Annotated in this window: 15 protein-coding genes; all 15 read right to left on the bottom strand. The window is 37.9% G+C overall.

Annotated elements, in window-relative coordinates; all coding sequences use genetic code 11:
- Positions 1-21 precede the first annotated feature (21 nt).
- The gene (gene acnA / locus K8F54_RS05915) at positions 22-2802 is read right to left on the bottom strand and encodes an aconitate hydratase AcnA (RefSeq protein ID WP_290788397.1); all 2781 of its coding nucleotides are present in this window, start codon (positions 2800-2802) and stop codon (positions 22-24) included.
- 68 nt (positions 2803-2870) lie between these two features.
- Entirely contained in the window at positions 2871-3260 is a 390-nt protein-coding gene (locus tag K8F54_RS05910) for a hypothetical protein (RefSeq protein WP_290788395.1), read from the bottom strand.
- Positions 3261-3265: 5 nt separating this feature from the next.
- Positions 3266-3694 carry a hypothetical protein gene (locus K8F54_RS05905; protein ID WP_290788393.1) on the bottom strand — a complete coding sequence of 143 codons (429 nt, stop codon included), beginning with the start codon at positions 3692-3694 and terminating at the stop codon, positions 3266-3268.
- A gap of 11 nt (positions 3695-3705) precedes the next feature.
- Entirely contained in the window at positions 3706-4125 is a 420-nt protein-coding gene (locus tag K8F54_RS05900; protein WP_290788391.1) for a GreA/GreB family elongation factor, read from the bottom strand.
- A 24-nt stretch (positions 4126-4149) separates the two neighbouring features.
- Positions 4150-5454, bottom strand: coding sequence for a Glu/Leu/Phe/Val dehydrogenase (locus tag K8F54_RS05895; protein WP_290788389.1), 1305 nt, complete (start codon positions 5452-5454; stop codon positions 4150-4152).
- Between the two features lie 331 nt (positions 5455-5785).
- Positions 5786-5965: a hypothetical protein gene (locus tag K8F54_RS05890; protein WP_290788387.1), complete on the bottom strand. Its 180-nt coding sequence runs from the start codon at positions 5963-5965 to the stop codon at positions 5786-5788.
- Positions 5966-6147: 182 nt separating this feature from the next.
- Complete coding sequence (locus tag K8F54_RS05885; RefSeq protein WP_290788386.1) at positions 6148-7476, bottom strand: sigma-54 dependent transcriptional regulator; 1329 nt, start codon at positions 7474-7476, stop codon at positions 6148-6150.
- A gap of 15 nt (positions 7477-7491) precedes the next feature.
- A complete protein-coding gene (locus K8F54_RS05880; RefSeq protein ID WP_290788384.1) occupies positions 7492-8571 on the bottom strand; it encodes a HAMP domain-containing sensor histidine kinase in 1080 nt (359 codons plus the stop codon).
- A gap of 94 nt (positions 8572-8665) precedes the next feature.
- Entirely contained in the window at positions 8666-9484 is an 819-nt protein-coding gene (locus K8F54_RS05875) for a universal stress protein (protein WP_290788382.1), read from the bottom strand.
- A 24-nt stretch (positions 9485-9508) separates the two neighbouring features.
- Positions 9509-10591, bottom strand: coding sequence for a mechanosensitive ion channel family protein (locus K8F54_RS05870; protein ID WP_290788380.1), 1083 nt, complete (start codon positions 10589-10591; stop codon positions 9509-9511).
- Between the two features lie 6 nt (positions 10592-10597).
- A complete protein-coding gene (gene nhaA / locus K8F54_RS05865) occupies positions 10598-11923 on the bottom strand; it encodes a Na+/H+ antiporter NhaA (protein ID WP_290788378.1) in 1326 nt (441 codons plus the stop codon).
- Between the two features lie 67 nt (positions 11924-11990).
- Positions 11991-13445 (bottom strand): cardiolipin synthase, encoded by a 1455-nt coding sequence (gene cls, locus K8F54_RS05860; protein ID WP_290788376.1) that lies wholly within the window; start codon positions 13443-13445, stop codon positions 11991-11993.
- Positions 13446-13720: 275 nt separating this feature from the next.
- On the bottom strand, positions 13721-14542 hold the full coding sequence (locus K8F54_RS05855; protein WP_290788374.1) for an SDR family oxidoreductase: 822 nt from the start codon (positions 14540-14542) through the stop codon (positions 13721-13723).
- Positions 14543-14566: 24 nt separating this feature from the next.
- The gene (locus K8F54_RS05850) at positions 14567-15640 is read right to left on the bottom strand and encodes a hypothetical protein (protein WP_290788372.1); all 1074 of its coding nucleotides are present in this window, start codon (positions 15638-15640) and stop codon (positions 14567-14569) included.
- 297 nt (positions 15641-15937) lie between these two features.
- Positions 15938-17458 carry a T9SS type A sorting domain-containing protein gene (locus tag K8F54_RS05845; RefSeq protein WP_290788370.1) on the bottom strand — a complete coding sequence of 507 codons (1521 nt, stop codon included), beginning with the start codon at positions 17456-17458 and terminating at the stop codon, positions 15938-15940.
- Between the last annotated feature and the right edge of the window lie 84 nt (positions 17459-17542).

Here is a 17542-nt window from a genome sequence, read left to right as displayed (position 1 = left end):
ATTTTATTTGTTATGATTAAACTATTCTTCTAAAAACTGCCGAAGCACATATTGCAAAATACCCCCATGTTTTACGTATTCGACTTCTATTTCCGAATCCAAGCGGGTTAATGCTTTGAACTTAATTTCCGTACCGTCTTCTTTACGAGCGGTTACATCGAGTTCCTTGCCCGGCTTTAGACCTCCTTCAATTCCGGTAATGGACATGGTTTCCTGTCCGGAGAGCCCTAAACTGTTGGCATTTTCCCCTTCTTTGAATTTCAAGGGCAAAACACCCATTCCCACCAAATTGGAGCGGTGGATACGTTCGTACGAACTGGCAATGACCGCCTTTACACCCAATAAGCTGGCACCTTTTGCCGCCCAGTCACGAGAAGATCCCGAACCGTACTCACTGCCTGCGAGTACTATCAAGGGCGTATTATTTTCTACATACTTCATCGCTGCATCGTACACGCTCATTTCCTTGTTTTCGGGAAAATAGGTCGTAAAACCGCCTTGTTTTGAAGCGATGTCATTCTTGATATACACATTGGCGAAGGTACCCCGCATCATCACTTCGTGATTACCCCTGCGTGAACCATATGAATTGAACATTGATCGTTCAATTCCATACGATTTGAGATATTGTCCTGCCGGACTCTCCTCGGAAAAGGAGCCTGCAGGCGAAATATGATCGGTAGTGACCGAATCTCCCAATTTCATCAGCACTCTAGCATTTGTTATGTTTTGCAAAGGTTCCGGTATCTCACTAATATTTTTGAAGAATGGAATTTCCTTGATATAGGTAGAATCATCTTTCCAATCATAGTCCAATCCTGTCGGTGCGGGTAGGTTTTGCCATTGTTCTTCTCCATCAAATATCACAGCATATTCTTGCGCATAATCTTCCTTGGTCGTTGCGCTTTCGATAGCCTCCTGAATTTCTTGTTGTGTAGGCCAGATATCCTTTAAAAATACATCTCGCCCATTAACATCCTGTGTCAGTGGTTCATCTAATAGATTGATATCCACACGTCCGGCAATTGCATAAGCAACCACCAACATGGGCGATGCCAAGAAGTTCATTCGTATTTTGGGATGAATCCTGGCTTCGAAGTTCCGATTTCCACTCAGTACCGAAGCGGCAACAAGATCGCATTCATCTATGGCTTTTTCGATATGTGGTGGCAAAGGACCCGAGTTGCCAATACAGGTGGTACAGCCGTAACCCACCACGTGAAATTTCAGTGCTTCAAGGTGTTGCAGAAGACCTGCACGTTGTAAATAATTAGTCACTACCTTGGAGCCGGGCGCCAAGGAAGTCTTTACCCATGGTTTTACATCTAGGCCTTTTTCTATCGCTTTTTTTGCCACCAATCCAGCGCCTAGCATCACTGAGGGGTTGGAAGTATTGGTACACGAAGTAATAGCCGCCACTACGATAGAACCGTCACTAAGTGCATATTCTTGATTGCCTTTACTGATTCGAACGGAGTGCAAAGAAGCATCTTTCTGCACCGCTACTTCTATATTGTCCGCCACTTTTTGGTTTCGAAACCTTTTGTTGAAGCGGGTACCCGAACCTCCTTCGGCATACCAGGTTTCACGTTCTTCCAGCGGTATATACTCCCTCCCGTGCATTTCTTTTAGAAGATTTCCAAATTGGTTTTTCAAGTCCTTAACTAAAATTTTGTCCTGCGGACGCTTAGGTCCGGCGAGGGAAGGTTGTAATGTGGACAAATCTACGGTTAGCACATCCGAATAGGCCATCTGCTCTTCTCCTGTTCGCCATAACAGATTGTTTTTACAGTATTGTTCCACTAAATCTATTTGCTTTTGATCGCGATTGGTATTTTTCATATACCGAAGCGTCTGATCGTCAATCGGAAAATAAGTAATGGTACAGCCAAATTCGGGAGACATATTAGCAATGGTCGCACGATCCGGTACCGATAAATGGTCGAGGGCATCACCGAACACTTCCACAAAATCACCCACTACGCCATATTTTCGCATTCGGTTCGTGATTTCGAGTACCATGTCGGTAGCTGTTATACCTTCAGGGAGTTTTCCTTTTAATTGCAATCCGATCACTTTGGGACTGGAAAAATAAATAGGCTGGCCTAATAATGCCGCTTCTGCCTCAATACCTCCAACACCCCAACCAACAACTCCAATACCATTTACCATAGGAGTATGTGAATCGGTACCGACCAAGGTATCTGGATAGGCCCAACCGTCCCGTGCAACAACACCTTTTGCCAAATATTCGAGGTTTACCTGATGACAGATACCCATTCCCGGTGGTACGACGGCAAAATCTTCAAAGGCATTCTGCGCCCATTTCAACAGTTCGTAGCGTTCGCTGTTACGCTTGTATTCGTACTCCACATTCTTTTTGTAGGCGTAGTCGGTTCCGAAAAAATCTACCTGAACCGAATGATCAATTACCAGATCCACCGGTACTTTTGGATTTATCTTTGCACCGTCCTTCCCTTTGCGGATCGCTTCCGAACGGATTGCTGCAATGTCTACTACAGCCGGAACGCCTGTAAAGTCCTGCATGAGAACTCTTGCCGGCTTGTAGGGTATGGAAGTATCGCTTCCTTTAGGATTCCAATTTATCAAGTTTTCGATATGTGCATCGGTTACCAAAAAGCCATCGTAGTTCCGCAAGGCGTTTTCCAATAAAATCCGAATTGAAAACGGTAATTTTATGATCTGTGGATAGGTTTCGGCAACTTTTTCGAGACTTATGATATCGTGTTTTACTCCTTCTATGTTTAAACTGCTTTTAAAAGTAATTATATCCAATTTCATAGTTGCTAAAATTTTACAGGTCTCTATAAATATAAAGAAAATTAAACTCTTTCTTTTTCTTTAATTCATTATTTACGTTGATACTTACATAACTTAGTGTATATTCTTTTTTTAAGTTGCATAAATTCTTGGATGAATTCGACATTGATATCCCGTTTTTTTTCGTGTTCTTTCGCCCGTGTCACATTGTATTCTATTTTCCCGTATTCATACTCCGTTTTCAATTCTTGTTCGTACCTGCATAGCATTCCCATTAGCAAGGTATTCTTTCTTCGAAAATTGTGGAGGTCAACATCAATGCTATTTTCCTTAAGGAGCTGCTTCTCAATTAGTATCAAATAGCCTAGCTCCACATTAATATTGGACAGCGTATCAATCCATTGACTTAACTCGATAAGATCTTTTTTAATGCAAAGTCTTCTATGTTCGTTGGTTTTGTATGTCAATTCGATTTCCAAATGAACTAAGGTAACGTGGTCATATCCAGCAAGGTAAATTTGCCCTGCACTTTACTGAAAAACTCATCTTTCAGCCTTCTATATTTATCTAAGTGATACAAATAGTTTCTTCGGTAGCTTTCGTGTTCGGTTATGTAAACCATATCACATTGCGTATCTTCACATTCGATAATATCTCTTCTTGCACTCATATATTTATGAAGTACATTTAGCAGGGCATCATTTTCAACACCTTTCTTCTTAAATTTTTGAAGTACACTTTCATCATCCAACTTTTGATTTAGGTCTTCTCCACAAAGTCCAATTAAATTGTTCAACTCTTTTTTGATGTATTTGAGATGATTGATCCAATTGTCCAATTCTATCGAGTTGATTTTATGAGTTACATCTACATCAGTGTCATGCTGATAAATTTCGGTCTGTATGGTTTTCATTTTTTAAATTTTTAAATAGGTAGCTCTGTTTTCTTTTGATTTACATCTTGTGAAACTGCCACAATTTTTATTAGCTGTTTGCCCGACGGAAAATCCCATTCGATCGAATCTCCTTCCGAATACCCAAAAAGTGCAGCACCCATAGGGGTTAAGATTGAAATCTTGTCTTGCTTGGTGTTTTTTTCTGATGGTATAACTAATTGAATTGTTTTCTCCCAACCATTTTCAGAATACACCATAACTTTACTATCAAAACGAATGACATCGTCTGGGATATCGGCTTCATCAACTATTTGAGCATTCTTAATTTCTTCGCTCAATCTTTGCAAAGACTTTTGTGTTTCAAAATCTTCAGCATAGCCAGAGATATTGAGTATGCGCTTTATGTAGACATACTCTTTCTTTTCTATTATTAAACTTCCGTATTTCATGATATTCATTTTTAAATTTTACTATTAAGGGAAAATCCCTCTTTGTATATACGCTTTCTCTATACGCTTTATCGCGATACAGAAGGCTGCGGTGCGTAGATCCATTCCTTCTCGTTCTGCATATTCATACACTTTATCAAAAGATTCTTTCATCTTCTTATCAAGCTTGGCTATTACATCATCAAGTTGCCAAAGTTCCCCATTGCGGTTTTGTAGCCATTCAAAATAACTTCCTACAACACCACCGGAATTACACAAAATGTCCGGAATAATGGTAATTCCTCTTTCCAATAAAATTTTCTCAGCTTCCACATTGGTAGGGCCGTTGGCACCTTCGGCGATAAGACGGGCTTTTATTTTTGGAGCATTGTCCTTAGTGATTTGATTACCGAGTGCTGCGGGAATACAGATATCACATTCGGAGGCAAAAAATTTCTCATTGTCAAGATTAAAAGCTTCTGGGAATCCTGCGATACTTCCGTTATTAACTTTTGTATAGTTGAACAAATCCTCAACCTTAATTCCATTCGTATTTCTAATACTTCCAAAAGCATCTTGAACGGCGACTAATTTCGCTCCTTCTTTTTCTAAGAAATGAGAAGCCCAATACCCTACGTTACCAAATCCTTGAACGATGAATTTTTTATTTTTAAGCGATACTTTATTCCGATCTGCCCAGAATTTAATATTCAAGAATACTCCATACCCGGTAGCGCGATCACGACCTTCTAGCCCGCCGCTACCGTCAGGTTTACCAGTAACCACGTGCTGATTTGCAGTGCGTTCGGCCGGAGGTCTTGTACTCATATAAGTATCTGCAATCCAAGCCATTGTTTGGCTGTTTGTATTTACATCGGGAGCAGGAATGTCGTGTTCGGGTCCAATATTATCGGCAAGTGCAAATGTAAACCTACGCGTAATGCGTTCTAGTTCGCCCTGTGAATATTTTGAGGGATCCAGTTGGATACCACCTTTACCACCACCATAAGGCAATCCCGCTAACGATGATTTCCAGGTCATCCACATAGCAAGTGCTCTGGCGGCGTCTATATCAACCGTAGGATGATAACGTAAACCACCTTTATAAGGACCTAAGGCATTATTGTGCTGCACTCTATATCCTGTAAAAATTTCTACTTCACCATTGTCCATTTTTACCGGAAAGTGAACGACAATCTCGTTGTTAGTAATACTCAATATCTTTCGGATATTTGGATGAAGCTCAATGTGATCTGCGGCGCTGTTAAATTGTTCCATCACATTATCCATCATACCTTTTAAAGCTGCTTTCTTTTTATTATTGTTTACTTTTGCTGTTATCGTTGTCATAATTATATACCGTTATTGCGGATTTTTATTAGTTGTGATTATTTGAAAAGACGATTGACAATACTTCTCTCTCGATGCTTTTCTATGATATACTTGTTTCTTGGTTTCTTGATTTCAGATTTTTGAAGGGTATTACCTATTTCTATAGATTTCATATTACATTTATTTAAAATGGATTGTAAATCAAGCCTCTGTTTCTTATGTGACGCTTGTTCGCAAACCTATAAGGGCTTGTACGTACTGTATCAAATTTTAGTTTGGTTCGCTTTTCTTTGTTTCCGATAAGGAACGTTTCTAGATTGTTAAAAATCATTTCTCACTGTTTTAAAAGTTATGCCATCGCCAATTCAGGCTGGACTTTTTTAGCACTTAAATGTGCCAGCTCAACCCGTGTTTCGGGGGCTAATTCATCATACTCACTACAAGACCATACTTGGCTTTTTTGAGTGGTTAGTACACAGGTATCTCTATAGATACAAGCGGGACAAATATTGAATGCATTTGATTTCATAGTACCTTGTTATTATTTAATGTACTAAAGGCAATCTATATGCCATTGGGTGTGCCAGAAATGTGTAGAAACAACAAAACCCTTGCTGAATCAGGGTTTGTGTGTATTTACAGAAAAGAAAGAGTAAAAAGAGAATGGTATAGAATTACCCAACTGAGGAAAAATGTACCACTACAAACTGCTTATTCTGAAAGTTTTTGCCGAATAGTTTTACGATCGATACCCAAAATTTCAGCGGCTTTAGTTTTGTTGTTATTTGTGGCGTTAAGCACTTTTTGAATATACCGTCTCTCTATTTCCTTCAGCGGAAGGAATTCATCATTTGGAAAATCTATCGTAAATTTTAAGGAATCCGGTAGATGCTCCACGTCTATTATTCTATCACTCATGATAACAGATCGCTGAATCACATTCTCCAATTCACGAATATTCCCGGGCCAATCATACCTTTGTAAAATTGCCGAAGCCTCAGGGCTTATTTTGATAAAACGATCTTTATACTCTACCCCATATTTAAAAAGGAATTTCTCTACCAATAACGGAATATCCTCTTTCCGCTCCCTAAGAGGGGCTACGTGAATCTCAACTACTGTAAGACGGTAGTAAAGATCCTCTCTAAAGCTTCCTTTCTTAATCATTTCCTGTAAGTCGTTGTTAGTCGCAGCAATGATACGCAGATCTACCTTTTCTGCTTTTTGAGCGCCTACTTTAACCACTTCTTTTTCCTGAAGTACTCGCAATAGACGTGATTGTACCGCTGTGGAGGCATTACCAATCTCATCTAAGAAAATAGTACCGCCATTTGCTGCCTGAAAAAAACCATCGCGGTTTTTTTCTGCTCCTGTGAAAGCGCCTTTTGTGTAGCCGAATAGCTCAGATTCTAGTAAGTTTTCAGGAATACCACCACAGTTTACGGCAATAAACGGTGCTCTAGAGAACTTACCTTGATAATGTATAGCACGTGCTACCAGCTCTTTTCCCGTACCACTTTCGCCTTTAATAAATATTGTAGCCTTATTATCCTTAACACGTTCAATGATTTGAATAACATCATTGATCTTTTCTGAGTTGCCTATGATTTCGTCATAACCCTTATCTCTTCGTGTCTCAGTCTTCGATAATACGGTTTTAGAATCGTTCTTAATTTCTAAAGATTTATCAATAGCTTGTCCCAACTCATCTTTAGTAAACGGCTTGGTTAAATAGGCCACGACACCAGATTTTATAGCCGTTAAAGAATCTTGAACCGACGGGTAGCCAGTTACAACTAGTTTGGGTAATTTAGGATAATGTTCTGACACAAACTTGATAAGCTCTGTACCGTCAATCTCTGGCATTTTCAGATCTGTAATAAGCAAATCAATTTTAGTGTCTTTTAAAATTTGAACGGCTTCCTTTACCGAAATTGCCTTGTACGTATGATAGTTCCAAGATTGTAAGTGCCGTTGTAGCAGCTCTAATATGTTGATATCATCATCTACTATTAATATGTTCTCTTTTTTAAGCTGCATCTCGTGTCTAAAATATTAAGATTTTGGAAGTTTTATTGTAAAAGTAGCCCCTTTATTTGGGTTGTTTTCTGCAACGATAGAACCATTGTGACTTGCCACAATCCCGTGGACAACGCTCAAGCCTAGTCCTGAGCCATCTCCGGTAGGTTTGGTTGTGAAAAACGGTTGAAACACTTTCTCCAAGGCTTCATCTGAAAGTCCGGCACCTTCATCTGAAATTTTTAAAACAATATGATTATTTGTCTGGAGGGCTTCAATAGTGACGAGTCCATTTTTCGGAGAGAAGTAAATAGCGTTGATGGTCAAATTAAATATAATTTGGGTAAGTTGTATGATATCTGCCTTCAAAAAAAGTGCTTCATCTTCAATTTTTACGATATACTTTACTTCGGCCTTTTTGAATGTGGCATCGAGTAATGCAATAGCACTTTTAATGCTCGGTACGATATTGACTTTCTTCATCTCCTGGGGCATTTCACAGGCAAAGAACATTAGCTTTTTTACAACTTCACGAGAGAAAATAGCATTCTGAATAATTTTGTCTATATCACCCGATGCCCGATCATCTTTTTTATGATCCTCCTTCAGTAATTCTGCAAAGCCAAGAATATTGGCTAGAGGGGTATTTAATTCGTGGGCGATGCCGGCGGTAATCTCACCTAAAATCCCTAACCGATCTGCCCGCTCCATCTGCCTCTTCAAGGAGGTTTCATTTTTCTGAATTTCGATACGCTCCAATAAGTTGCCTAATTTAATTGAAACGTTGTCCAGCAAAGGCTGCTCTTCTTTCAGAAATAAAGATTCAGAATTATTGTAGGAAGCTATAATTTTTCCTTCAATTTTATTGAAAATAATAAGATTGGACGTTATACACTTTTCATGGTTTATAGTCCCCGTTTGAAAACTCTCAATGGGTGTTTCGATAGCAATCTCTGTATCATTTGGAAACTGAAATCCCTTTTTTAAACTTAATGCAATGGCACGGATTGTTTCCACCATTGCTGCCGCATCTGCATTAACGATAATTGAGGAGACTTCATAAAGACAGGTGAGCTCTTTGATACGTTCTTTTAAGGCTGCTTCAGTATTACTCATATTTAATTCACTTTAGTAATAAAAAATCATTATCCTCTGAAAAATCAATGCTGTTTAGAGATTTAGCCTTTCAAAAATGCAGGTAAAATTTACTCTACAATTTAAATGTTATAACAGGCAACTCTGCACTGTTTGCAAGGTCTTCAGAAATACTTCCCTTTAAAAAATGATTCAATCCTTTTCTTGCGTGAGTACTCACTGCAATACAATCTGCATTCGTTGCTTCAGCATATTGAATTAAACCATCCTCCACGGTGTGTCCGGCAATAAAGTCGACCTTTTCGGCTCCACCTGCTAGTGCAAATGCGTTCCGCTTATCATTAAACTCTCTTGAACTTAAGAAGCCATTAAACGGTCTATTAACATATACGGGATTGAGTTTACTTCCCAAGGTGGAAAATAAATGTACCGCTTTCTTATATGCAGGAATGCTGTCGGTTTCTAAACTTGTGGCATAGACTACATTTTTTAGGTCAAAATCTTTTGGTTCTTGTTTAACGATTAGTACGGGAGTCTTACTGTTTCGCACCATTTTCTCAGCATTTGAACCGGCAAATATACCATCCTGAGGAGTAAGGCCTTTAGATCCCATAATAATTAAATCTGCATTGACCTCTTTGGCTACAAGATCTACTTCATTGTACACTTTATAGCGCTTAATCATAGGCTCAACTACTATCCCATTTAGGTAATCTTTGTCCAGAAATTCTTCAAAACTCTTTTTTGCCAACGCGAATAAAAAGAACATTTCGTTTTTATTTGCTGTATGAGATTGTGAGATTAAAGAATCGGAAAGCTCTAACATATGGAGCACATGAAGTTTGGCGTCGTGCTTCTTGGCTAAAATGGCACCAGTTTGCAATGCAAATTCAGATTGTTGCGAAAAGTCGATTGGTATAATGATGTTTTTCATTTTTGAAATATTTTAATTTATACATTATTTGTCTTTTTTCATTACTACGGTTCGGTATGGGAATGGGATTTCTATACCTTCTTTGTCGAATCGTTTTTTAATACTTTCTAATACGTCAATTTTAAGTTGAAAACTATCGCTGTAATTTCTTTCCCAAGTCCAAGCTCTAATTGTCATTGATGAGTCATTAAGTTGTGTTAGCGCTGTCCTCACTATTGGTTTTCCTTCTTGCACTTCTAATTCTGTGCGATTGTCTAAAATAAGCGGATGTCTTTCACATTCTTCTTGCATTATTTTTTTTGCCAAATCAATATCACTGTCATACGATATTCCGATCTCAATACGTTCGCAACACTTAAGTTCACCCATATCATAATTTATGAGTTTTTCCTTGTTGATTATCGCATTAGGAATTACGATCATCTTATTTTCAAAATTCCGGATTACAGTATGCCGCAAAGTAATGTCATTCACCCTGCCTACCATGGCATCCGTAATTTTAATGAGGTCTCCAATTCTGAAAGGTTTAAAAGTAATAATAAATAAACCCCCTATGACATTAGACAGTGCCTCTTGTGCTGCAAAACCCGCAATAAGAGCCATAACTCCTGCCCCACCCAAAGCGGTTTGAGCAACACCTTTTAAGGAAGGAAAGGCCAACAGACTAAGCATAATACCAATGAAATAAATACCAACAAGGACTACGTATCTTAGAAACTTAAAACTGGTTGGGTCTTGCTCGGTTTCTATCTTTTTTTGAATATCGTGCTTAAACCACATATTGGCGGTTGTCGCAGCAATCACGGTAAGTGCTAATACAACACCTATATAGAGTACTGTTTTAAAATCATCGGCTAAGTTGTTCTGTTGACTTTCATCTACAATGAGAAAAGTCAATGCTATCAATCCTAAAACAATCCACAATGTATTGAGAAGACGTTTTAATAAATTTAAAGGCCTTGATGGTTCTCCGGGAAACTTTTTCTGTTTTTCTTTGGCGAGCCAGTGGTGTAATTTATTGGTTAATAACCGCAAAACCAGAATTACAGTGATGACAATTATACCATAAATAATATCGAGTTTGTGTATGTTGAAAAGCTCTTGCATTAAAAATTAATTATTATTTAAACCTTCGTCCGCCGGTTTTGGACTTTTAGAAAACCTAAGTACAAGATAACCAATTATCGCTGAAATAAAAGACCCGATGAGTATTCCTATCTTAGCAGAATCTATATATTCTGGTGTAGAAACGAATGCTAAACTAGCTATAAAAATTGCCATGGTAAATCCAATTCCTGCTAAAAAAGCAACTCCTAAAATTTGATTGAAATTAATGTCTGTGGGAATTTCTATTAATTTAAGCTTTTTAGCAAACATTACCATGGACGTAATTCCGAGGGATTTGCCTAGTACAAAACAAATAATAATATTAGTGACTAATGCTGTATCTATATACGCAGAGCTATCAATGAGCACTCCAGCATTGGCAAGTGCAAATATTGGAATAACAAAAAATGCTACCCAGCCATGCAAATTGTGTTCTAAATGTTGCAATGGTGATTGAAATTTTGAAGACCAATCCTCTAAATCATCAATGTGCTCAATCTGCTCTGCCGAAAGTATAGGCTTGTTCAAAATACTTGAGTTTTTAATGTTATTGTACACTACTTCAAGTTGAGCCAAGAATTTTGAGGTATCTATTTTTTGTCTAATAGGAACAGAAAATGCTAATAAAATTCCTGCAACCGTTGGGTGAATTCCCGATTTTAAAAACAAGAACCAAATCACTGTTCCGGTTAAAAAAAACAGAAATACCGAATAAAAGCCTTTAAATGATAAAAAATATAATATGGCCAACATGCCCAATGCGATTAACAACAAGGATACATTAATGGTACCGCTATAAAATATTGCAATGACCAAGACCGCGCCTATATCGTCTACTATTGCAAAGGCGGTTAAGAATATTTTAAGGCTAATAGGCACGCGTTTCCCGAGCACATTTAGAACTGCCAGTGAAAATGCGATGTCGGTGGCCATTGGTATTCCCCAACCTTTAACTGTTTCAGGATTTTGATTAAGTACCACAAAGATTACAACAGGTAGTAGCATTCCGCCTAGCGCACCAACCAATGGAAAAGCCATTTTCTTCATCGAATTGAGTTCTCCAATCATCAGTTCGCGTTTTATCTCTAAGCCGATTAGAAAAAAGAAAACGGCCATTAAACCATCATTAATCCAAAGAATCAAGGGTTTTTTAAATTCAAAATTTTCGGTAACAACACCTAGATCGTACTGCCACAGTTCTCTATACGAATCGCCAAAAGAGGAATTGGCCCAGATTAAGGCTACGATGGTGGTAAGCAGTAATAAAACACCGCTAAGCCCCTCAATTTTAACGAATTTTTGAAACGGTGTGAGGAAATAATCTTTTGTCATTGATGTGGTTTATTGGGTAACTGTCAGTTTAAAAAATTTGCTTGTAATATTCTAATGCGCAACAAGATTACAAAAATGGCGATGATAATCTAACAATCTTTTCCCATAAATGAATATACTTTGGTCGATTCAGCCAAGTGTTTGCATCAATTTGCTCAGATACTTTTAAATCGTTTTCAAAAGCTTCCGTAAGTTGAGCTGCAATATGTTTGCTATAAACCACTGCATTGACTTCAAAATTAAGATCGAAACTTCTGAAATCCATATTTGCGGAACCTATGATGGCCAAGTCATCATCAATGACCATCGTTTTGGCATGAACAAATCCCTTGTTGTACTTATAGATTTTTGCACCTACTTGAAGCAGTTCGGTGTAATAGGCACTTGCCGCCGTATTGACCATTTTAGAATCTGAAACTCCCGGAATTATAATCTTAACATCTAGCCCGCCTTGAATGGCAATAATTAACGCATCCATTAAACTCTCGTCGGGAATAAAATATGGACTTGTTATATAAATGCTTTTTTTGGCCGAACTAATCGCCTCCAAAAGAGAATAGAAAATAACGGGTAGTTTACTATCCGGTCCTGAGGCCGCAATCTGTACTACTTTATTTTCGATAGTTTCCTGATTAGTACTGTCTATAAAATAAGACTCGGAATACGCAAATGGTGTTCCGCTACAAAAATTCCAATCACCCATAAATAAATATTGCAAATAGGCTGTGGCCTGACCTTTAATCATTATATGGGTGTCTCGCCAATACAGATGATTATCCTTCTTTAAATCGTTTCGGTATTTGTCACTCATATTAATTCCACCGACAAAACCAACGATGCCATCGATAATTACAATTTTTCTGTGATTTCTGTAATTGAGGCGATTGGCAAAGGCATACCATCTTATTTTATAGAAAGGTGCGGTTTGAACGCCGGCATCTTGTAGTTTTTTAAGGAATGATTTTCCCAGGCTATGACTGCCAAAATCATCATACATAAAGCGGACTTCAACTCCTTGCCTTGCTTTTTTTATTAGTAGATCTGCAATCTGGTTTCCCGTAATATCATTTTCATATATATAATATTCAAAATGAATATGTGAAGTTGCCTTTTCAAGTTCTTTTAATAATTCCGGAAATTTTTCCTCTCCGTTTATCAAGAGTTTTACATCGTTGTTTGCCGTTAATGGACTGTTGCCGGCACGACGAATAAACTCGGCCAAGGTCTGACTTTTTTGCGAAATCAATCCCGAATTACGTATCGCTTCAGAATAGGCGTTCATTTTGCTTCGGATGCGTTCACGAAGCGATTCATCCTCTACAATTTTTTTAGAGTATAGCTTTCGTTTCCTATAATTTATTCCGAAAGAAAAATAAAAACCCATCCCGAAAAAAGGCACAAACACAATAAACAGGATATAGGCCAATGCTTTAGTAGTGCTTCGCGTATCGTACAAAACTCTAAAGATGACAAAAATAACTATAAGTATGTATGCGATTTCCCCGAGTAAAATCCAATTCATGTATCGTAGTCTTTCGTAAATTGTTAGGGTAAGATAATATATCTACAACTTTTACATCGCTAAATATTGTGGAATTTTCTCCGGAACCTTATTAAAGAAAAATTAAATTCTAAGGATACTTCACCGAAAAGACACTAAATAATAAATCTTTTACCATCCAATAATTCCAAAATGCTGCAACAACCAACGGCAAATAGGCATAACTATTTGTCAAAGCATGCGATACGGTTTGAATTATTCTATAATTGAAATGCTATTTTCGGATTACTTCCAATTTAGATCTTTTGTCCCATTCTTTTAATATTCTGAATAACGCCCCCATCAACCAAAATATCTGTACTTGTTATAAAACGAGCAGCATCACTTGCCAGAAAGCGTGCGACATCTGCGATATCTTCAGGTTGACCGTTGCGTTTTAACGGAGTTGCACGTTTAATCATTTCCATTTTCTCGGGATGTTCTTCGGCCGCTTTTAACGCCATCGGAGTTTCAATAACTCCCGGTGAAATCGATACGATTCTCGCTCCTTTTTTTCCCCATCTATCGGCGTTTTTATGTGTTAGCAATTGCACTCCCCTCTTTGCAAAATTGTACATCATATCGGAGTCGTTATTTACATATCGACTCACAATATCAAAAGATTCTGGCCCTTGTGGATTTATAAGCGCATCATCATACTCTTTGTTCGGTGGAACTGTATGCGCCATCATGGAGGATAGTAGAATAACCACCGAATCCTTTTCAGCAAGCTCATAAAACGCATCTACCAAAAGGTCTGTAGCAACCAAGTCAATCGTATAAACTCTTTTTAAGTCTTTAACGGTTCCACTTACTCCGGCGGTATGAATTAGCGCCTTTAACGCGCCCTTTTCAGAAACATAATTTATGAGGCTATCTATATCTTTTTTAGATGTGATGTCACAGGAAATCCCTGAAACATCAAACCCCTCCTTTGACAGTAGGTTCACGGTTTCGTCTACCTTTTCTTGAGAGTAATCCGTTATAATTAATGGCTGACCTTTAAATGCTCTGGCACATGCCTGACCTATACCTCCTGCTCCACCTGTAATTACAATTAGGTTCTTTAGATTGCTCATTTTACCGTTTTTTAAATTGACTTTTTAATATCTTGTTATGGCACCAAAACCATTAAATTTTGACAATTCTCCTTTGGGAAGAAATACAACATCACCTCCAAAATTCATGTTCAACACAATCATTTCGTCATAAATATCATCAATAACATCCTTATCGCTTCTATGGTCTTCAGACACGTACACAATTTCGTTATCCTCTATAAGAGCGGGTTGAAACAAGCCTTGTTCTATAAAAAGCGTTTGTATTTTACCTTCGGAAATAGCCCTCCATATCTCATTGGTATCACTTAAAAATTTGTTTTCAGAAACGGCTTTAAGCAGTTCTGATTTTCTTTCATTATTCCTTTCCGTATTATATGCTTCGACCATTTTCCATGCTTCTGAAACAATGGCATGATCCTTTTCTAATATTCTATTTTTATTCAAGAACATACTGTAAATACTGTGTTTCTCATCGGCTACTTTTAAGTATTCGGGATAGTTTTCTTCAACAGTACTTATTAAAACTGGTAGCGGATTTTGGTTTCTAATGGTATTGACCTCTTTATCCACCTGATTAAAAAACTCAGCAATTAAATTCCGTTGGCGTGATGATACCACGGGTTCCATGGTATTTTTATTATCGAATTGTGTGTTTACAATTGGAAAAGGCGATTTAAATTCCTTTACCACTTTATCATTTAAAGCTTCAATTAGGCGTACTTTTTCCTGACTTAAAACCAAGACATAATAGTTAGATTCTATGTGCATGGTTCTAATTAGATCTCTCGTAGAAAAGGTATCGTCTATAACTACCCGATCCACCACCTGTATAGGTAATCTTAAAAACTCGGAAATATCTTCATTTACAAAAAGTATCAAACTATCTAAATTCAGACTGTGATCTATTTGTGCTGCAAGTGTTTTTAACTTAGCTATTAACACTGTTGCATCTCGCTTTGGCAAGTCTGCCAAAAGTCTGTTTTCGGCCTCTTTGACAAGGTTTTTAAGCGTTAATTCGTCCTTTAGGTAGTCCGGTTTCGTTCTATGTGAATTCATTATCACAGTAATGCAATTTTCAGAACTAATATTTTTTAGTTTTTTTAAGGTTGTTTTCATTATTCAAGTTTTAAATTGCTTAATAAATTTAATTGAGTTTAAGCCACTTCAAAAATGGATCTAGGTGCCTTTCTACTCGTATTCATAGACCACACTTCATCTGTATTCATGTAGTTATCCGGGTTATAATATCGTTGAAAAATTCAGACGGATTACGATCTAAACCCGAGCAAACTCCTAGGTATTCGCAAATTTTAAAACGAATACTATTCCTATCAAAGAGCGTTTTCTCCACGTATAAGGTTAGATCCTACAACCTTATACTGTTTAAGCCCTATTTCTGAAAGGATTACGGAATTAGTACTTCAAAAACTTTATAGCATTCGATCGATTATTATTGGTGGTAATAATAACAATGTATATTCCCTCTGCAAACGCTGAAACATCTGTACTAAAGCTGAGTGCATTGTTGTCAATTGTTGCTAAACCTTGACCAGAAATCGTGAAAATACTTACTTTTTTGATCGTTTCGGTTTCCGATTGAACGTTAAAAGTCTTTGAGTCTGAATTGTAGAAACCTACTATTTGGTTTTCATTTACCGTACTGTCATTCAGCCCTAATATATCGTTGTCGAATCTGGCCACTACAATTTCTGAAACACCGCCAGTAAACGAATTTCCGGCTAGAATAATTTTACCATCTTCCTGAAGGGTTATCGCATCGCCATAATCTTCTCTTCCATTTATATCGGTGCTAACCATTCCATCCGTGTCAAAACTAGTATCTAGGATTCCGGCGGCATCGAAACGAGCCATCGCCATATTATATTCACCTTGGAATACGGTTGAACCGGCCAATACTACTTTATTGTCGGGTTGGAGTATCATAGCCGCTGTATAATTAGAACCATCCACTAATCTTGCGGTTGCTACACCACTACTGCCATAACTGTTATCAAAAGTTCCGTCTGAGTTTAATCGAACTACGGCCAGATCGTGTCGCTGTTCAAGGTCAGAAATCCATTTATGGCCACCTATTAAAATTTTTCCGTCTCCCTGAATGGCAACACTTTCTACAAAATCATTTCCCGCACCAATATTAAACCACACTTTTCCATCGGTTCCGAAACTAGTGTCTAAAGTTCCATCTTCATTAAATCTCGCAGCCGACATTTCAAATCTATTTGCCATTGTAATATTAAATCCACCCATTAGAATCTTTCCATCGTCTTGAATAGCTATATCTCTTACGAAACTGAGAGAGGTGTCAAATTGTGTACTCGCCCAGCCATTAGTGCCAAAACTGGTGTCTAATGTTCCGTCTGTGTTAAATCGGGCGGCGGAATAAGTGTCATCTGAAAATCCTGCCAAAATAATTTTTCCATCATTTTGAATCGCAACCGTTTCTGCCACATCCGAACCGTTATTCACTATTGTAATTCCATTGGTGCCAAAGTTTGTGTCGAGCGTTCCATTGTCATTTAGCCTTACAACAGCAAAATCTCCGGTAACATCATCCCAGGTACGGGCAGCCAAAATAATTTTTCCGTCCATTTGAAGCGCAACATCCATGGCAAAAGATTTGGCAGCTCCAATTGGAATAATTTGTGTCCCGGCCGTTCCAAAGGAGGTATCAAGCGAGCCATCGGTGTTGTAACGAGCAACGGCTACCTTGTAGGTTGAAGGTTCACCGGCATAACCCACAAGGATGATTTTTCCGTCCGGCTGCACTAAGGTGCCCGTGGTATAGTTATAGGTGCCCGAGATTACGGTAGTGACAATTCCGTCGGTTCCAAAGGAAGTGTCCAAGGCTCCTGATTGTGAATTAGCAACCGTAAGAGATATTAAAAATAAAACTAGCGTGTATAATTTTTTCATGGTAATTGTGCTATAATAGAAATGTTAACAGGTGTTTATTGTTTTTAAAATTTTAAACTGCTAGTTCGGTTTTTAATTAAAATA

The sequence above is a fragment of the Altibacter sp. genome (assembly GCF_019913785.1).
In the GTDB taxonomy this organism is placed as follows: Bacteria; Bacteroidota; Bacteroidia; order Flavobacteriales; family Flavobacteriaceae; genus Altibacter.
This window is presented reverse-complemented; position numbering and strand designations above follow the sequence as displayed.

What these genes read in the sequence shown, in the direction of transcription:
- cls (WP_290788376.1), bottom strand. Translation starts at nt 13,445, where the DNA reads ATGAATTGGATTTTACTCGGGGAAATCGCATACATACTTATAGTTATT.
- K8F54_RS05900 (WP_290788391.1), bottom strand. Translation starts at nt 4,125, where the DNA reads ATGAAATACGGAAGTTTAATAATAGAAAAGAAAGAGTATGTCTACATA.
- K8F54_RS05875 (WP_290788382.1), bottom strand. Translation starts at nt 9,484, where the DNA reads ATGAAAAACATCATTATACCAATCGACTTTTCGCAACAATCTGAATTT.
- K8F54_RS05880 (WP_290788384.1), bottom strand. Translation starts at nt 8,571, where the DNA reads ATGAGTAATACTGAAGCAGCCTTAAAAGAACGTATCAAAGAGCTCACC.
- K8F54_RS05850 (WP_290788372.1), bottom strand. Translation starts at nt 15,640, where the DNA reads ATGAAAACAACCTTAAAAAAACTAAAAAATATTAGTTCTGAAAATTGC.
- K8F54_RS05885 (WP_290788386.1), bottom strand. Translation starts at nt 7,476, where the DNA reads ATGCAGCTTAAAAAAGAGAACATATTAATAGTAGATGATGATATCAAC.
- K8F54_RS05870 (WP_290788380.1), bottom strand. Translation starts at nt 10,591, where the DNA reads ATGCAAGAGCTTTTCAACATACACAAACTCGATATTATTTATGGTATA.
- K8F54_RS05845 (WP_290788370.1), bottom strand. Translation starts at nt 17,458, where the DNA reads ATGAAAAAATTATACACGCTAGTTTTATTTTTAATATCTCTTACGGTT.
- K8F54_RS05855 (WP_290788374.1), bottom strand. Translation starts at nt 14,542, where the DNA reads ATGAGCAATCTAAAGAACCTAATTGTAATTACAGGTGGAGCAGGAGGT.
- K8F54_RS05890 (WP_290788387.1), bottom strand. Translation starts at nt 5,965, where the DNA reads ATGAAATCAAATGCATTCAATATTTGTCCCGCTTGTATCTATAGAGAT.
- acnA (WP_290788397.1), bottom strand. Translation starts at nt 2,802, where the DNA reads ATGAAATTGGATATAATTACTTTTAAAAGCAGTTTAAACATAGAAGGA.
- K8F54_RS05905 (WP_290788393.1), bottom strand. Translation starts at nt 3,694, where the DNA reads ATGAAAACCATACAGACCGAAATTTATCAGCATGACACTGATGTAGAT.
- nhaA (WP_290788378.1), bottom strand. Translation starts at nt 11,923, where the DNA reads ATGACAAAAGATTATTTCCTCACACCGTTTCAAAAATTCGTTAAAATT.
- K8F54_RS05895 (WP_290788389.1), bottom strand. Translation starts at nt 5,454, where the DNA reads ATGACAACGATAACAGCAAAAGTAAACAATAATAAAAAGAAAGCAGCT.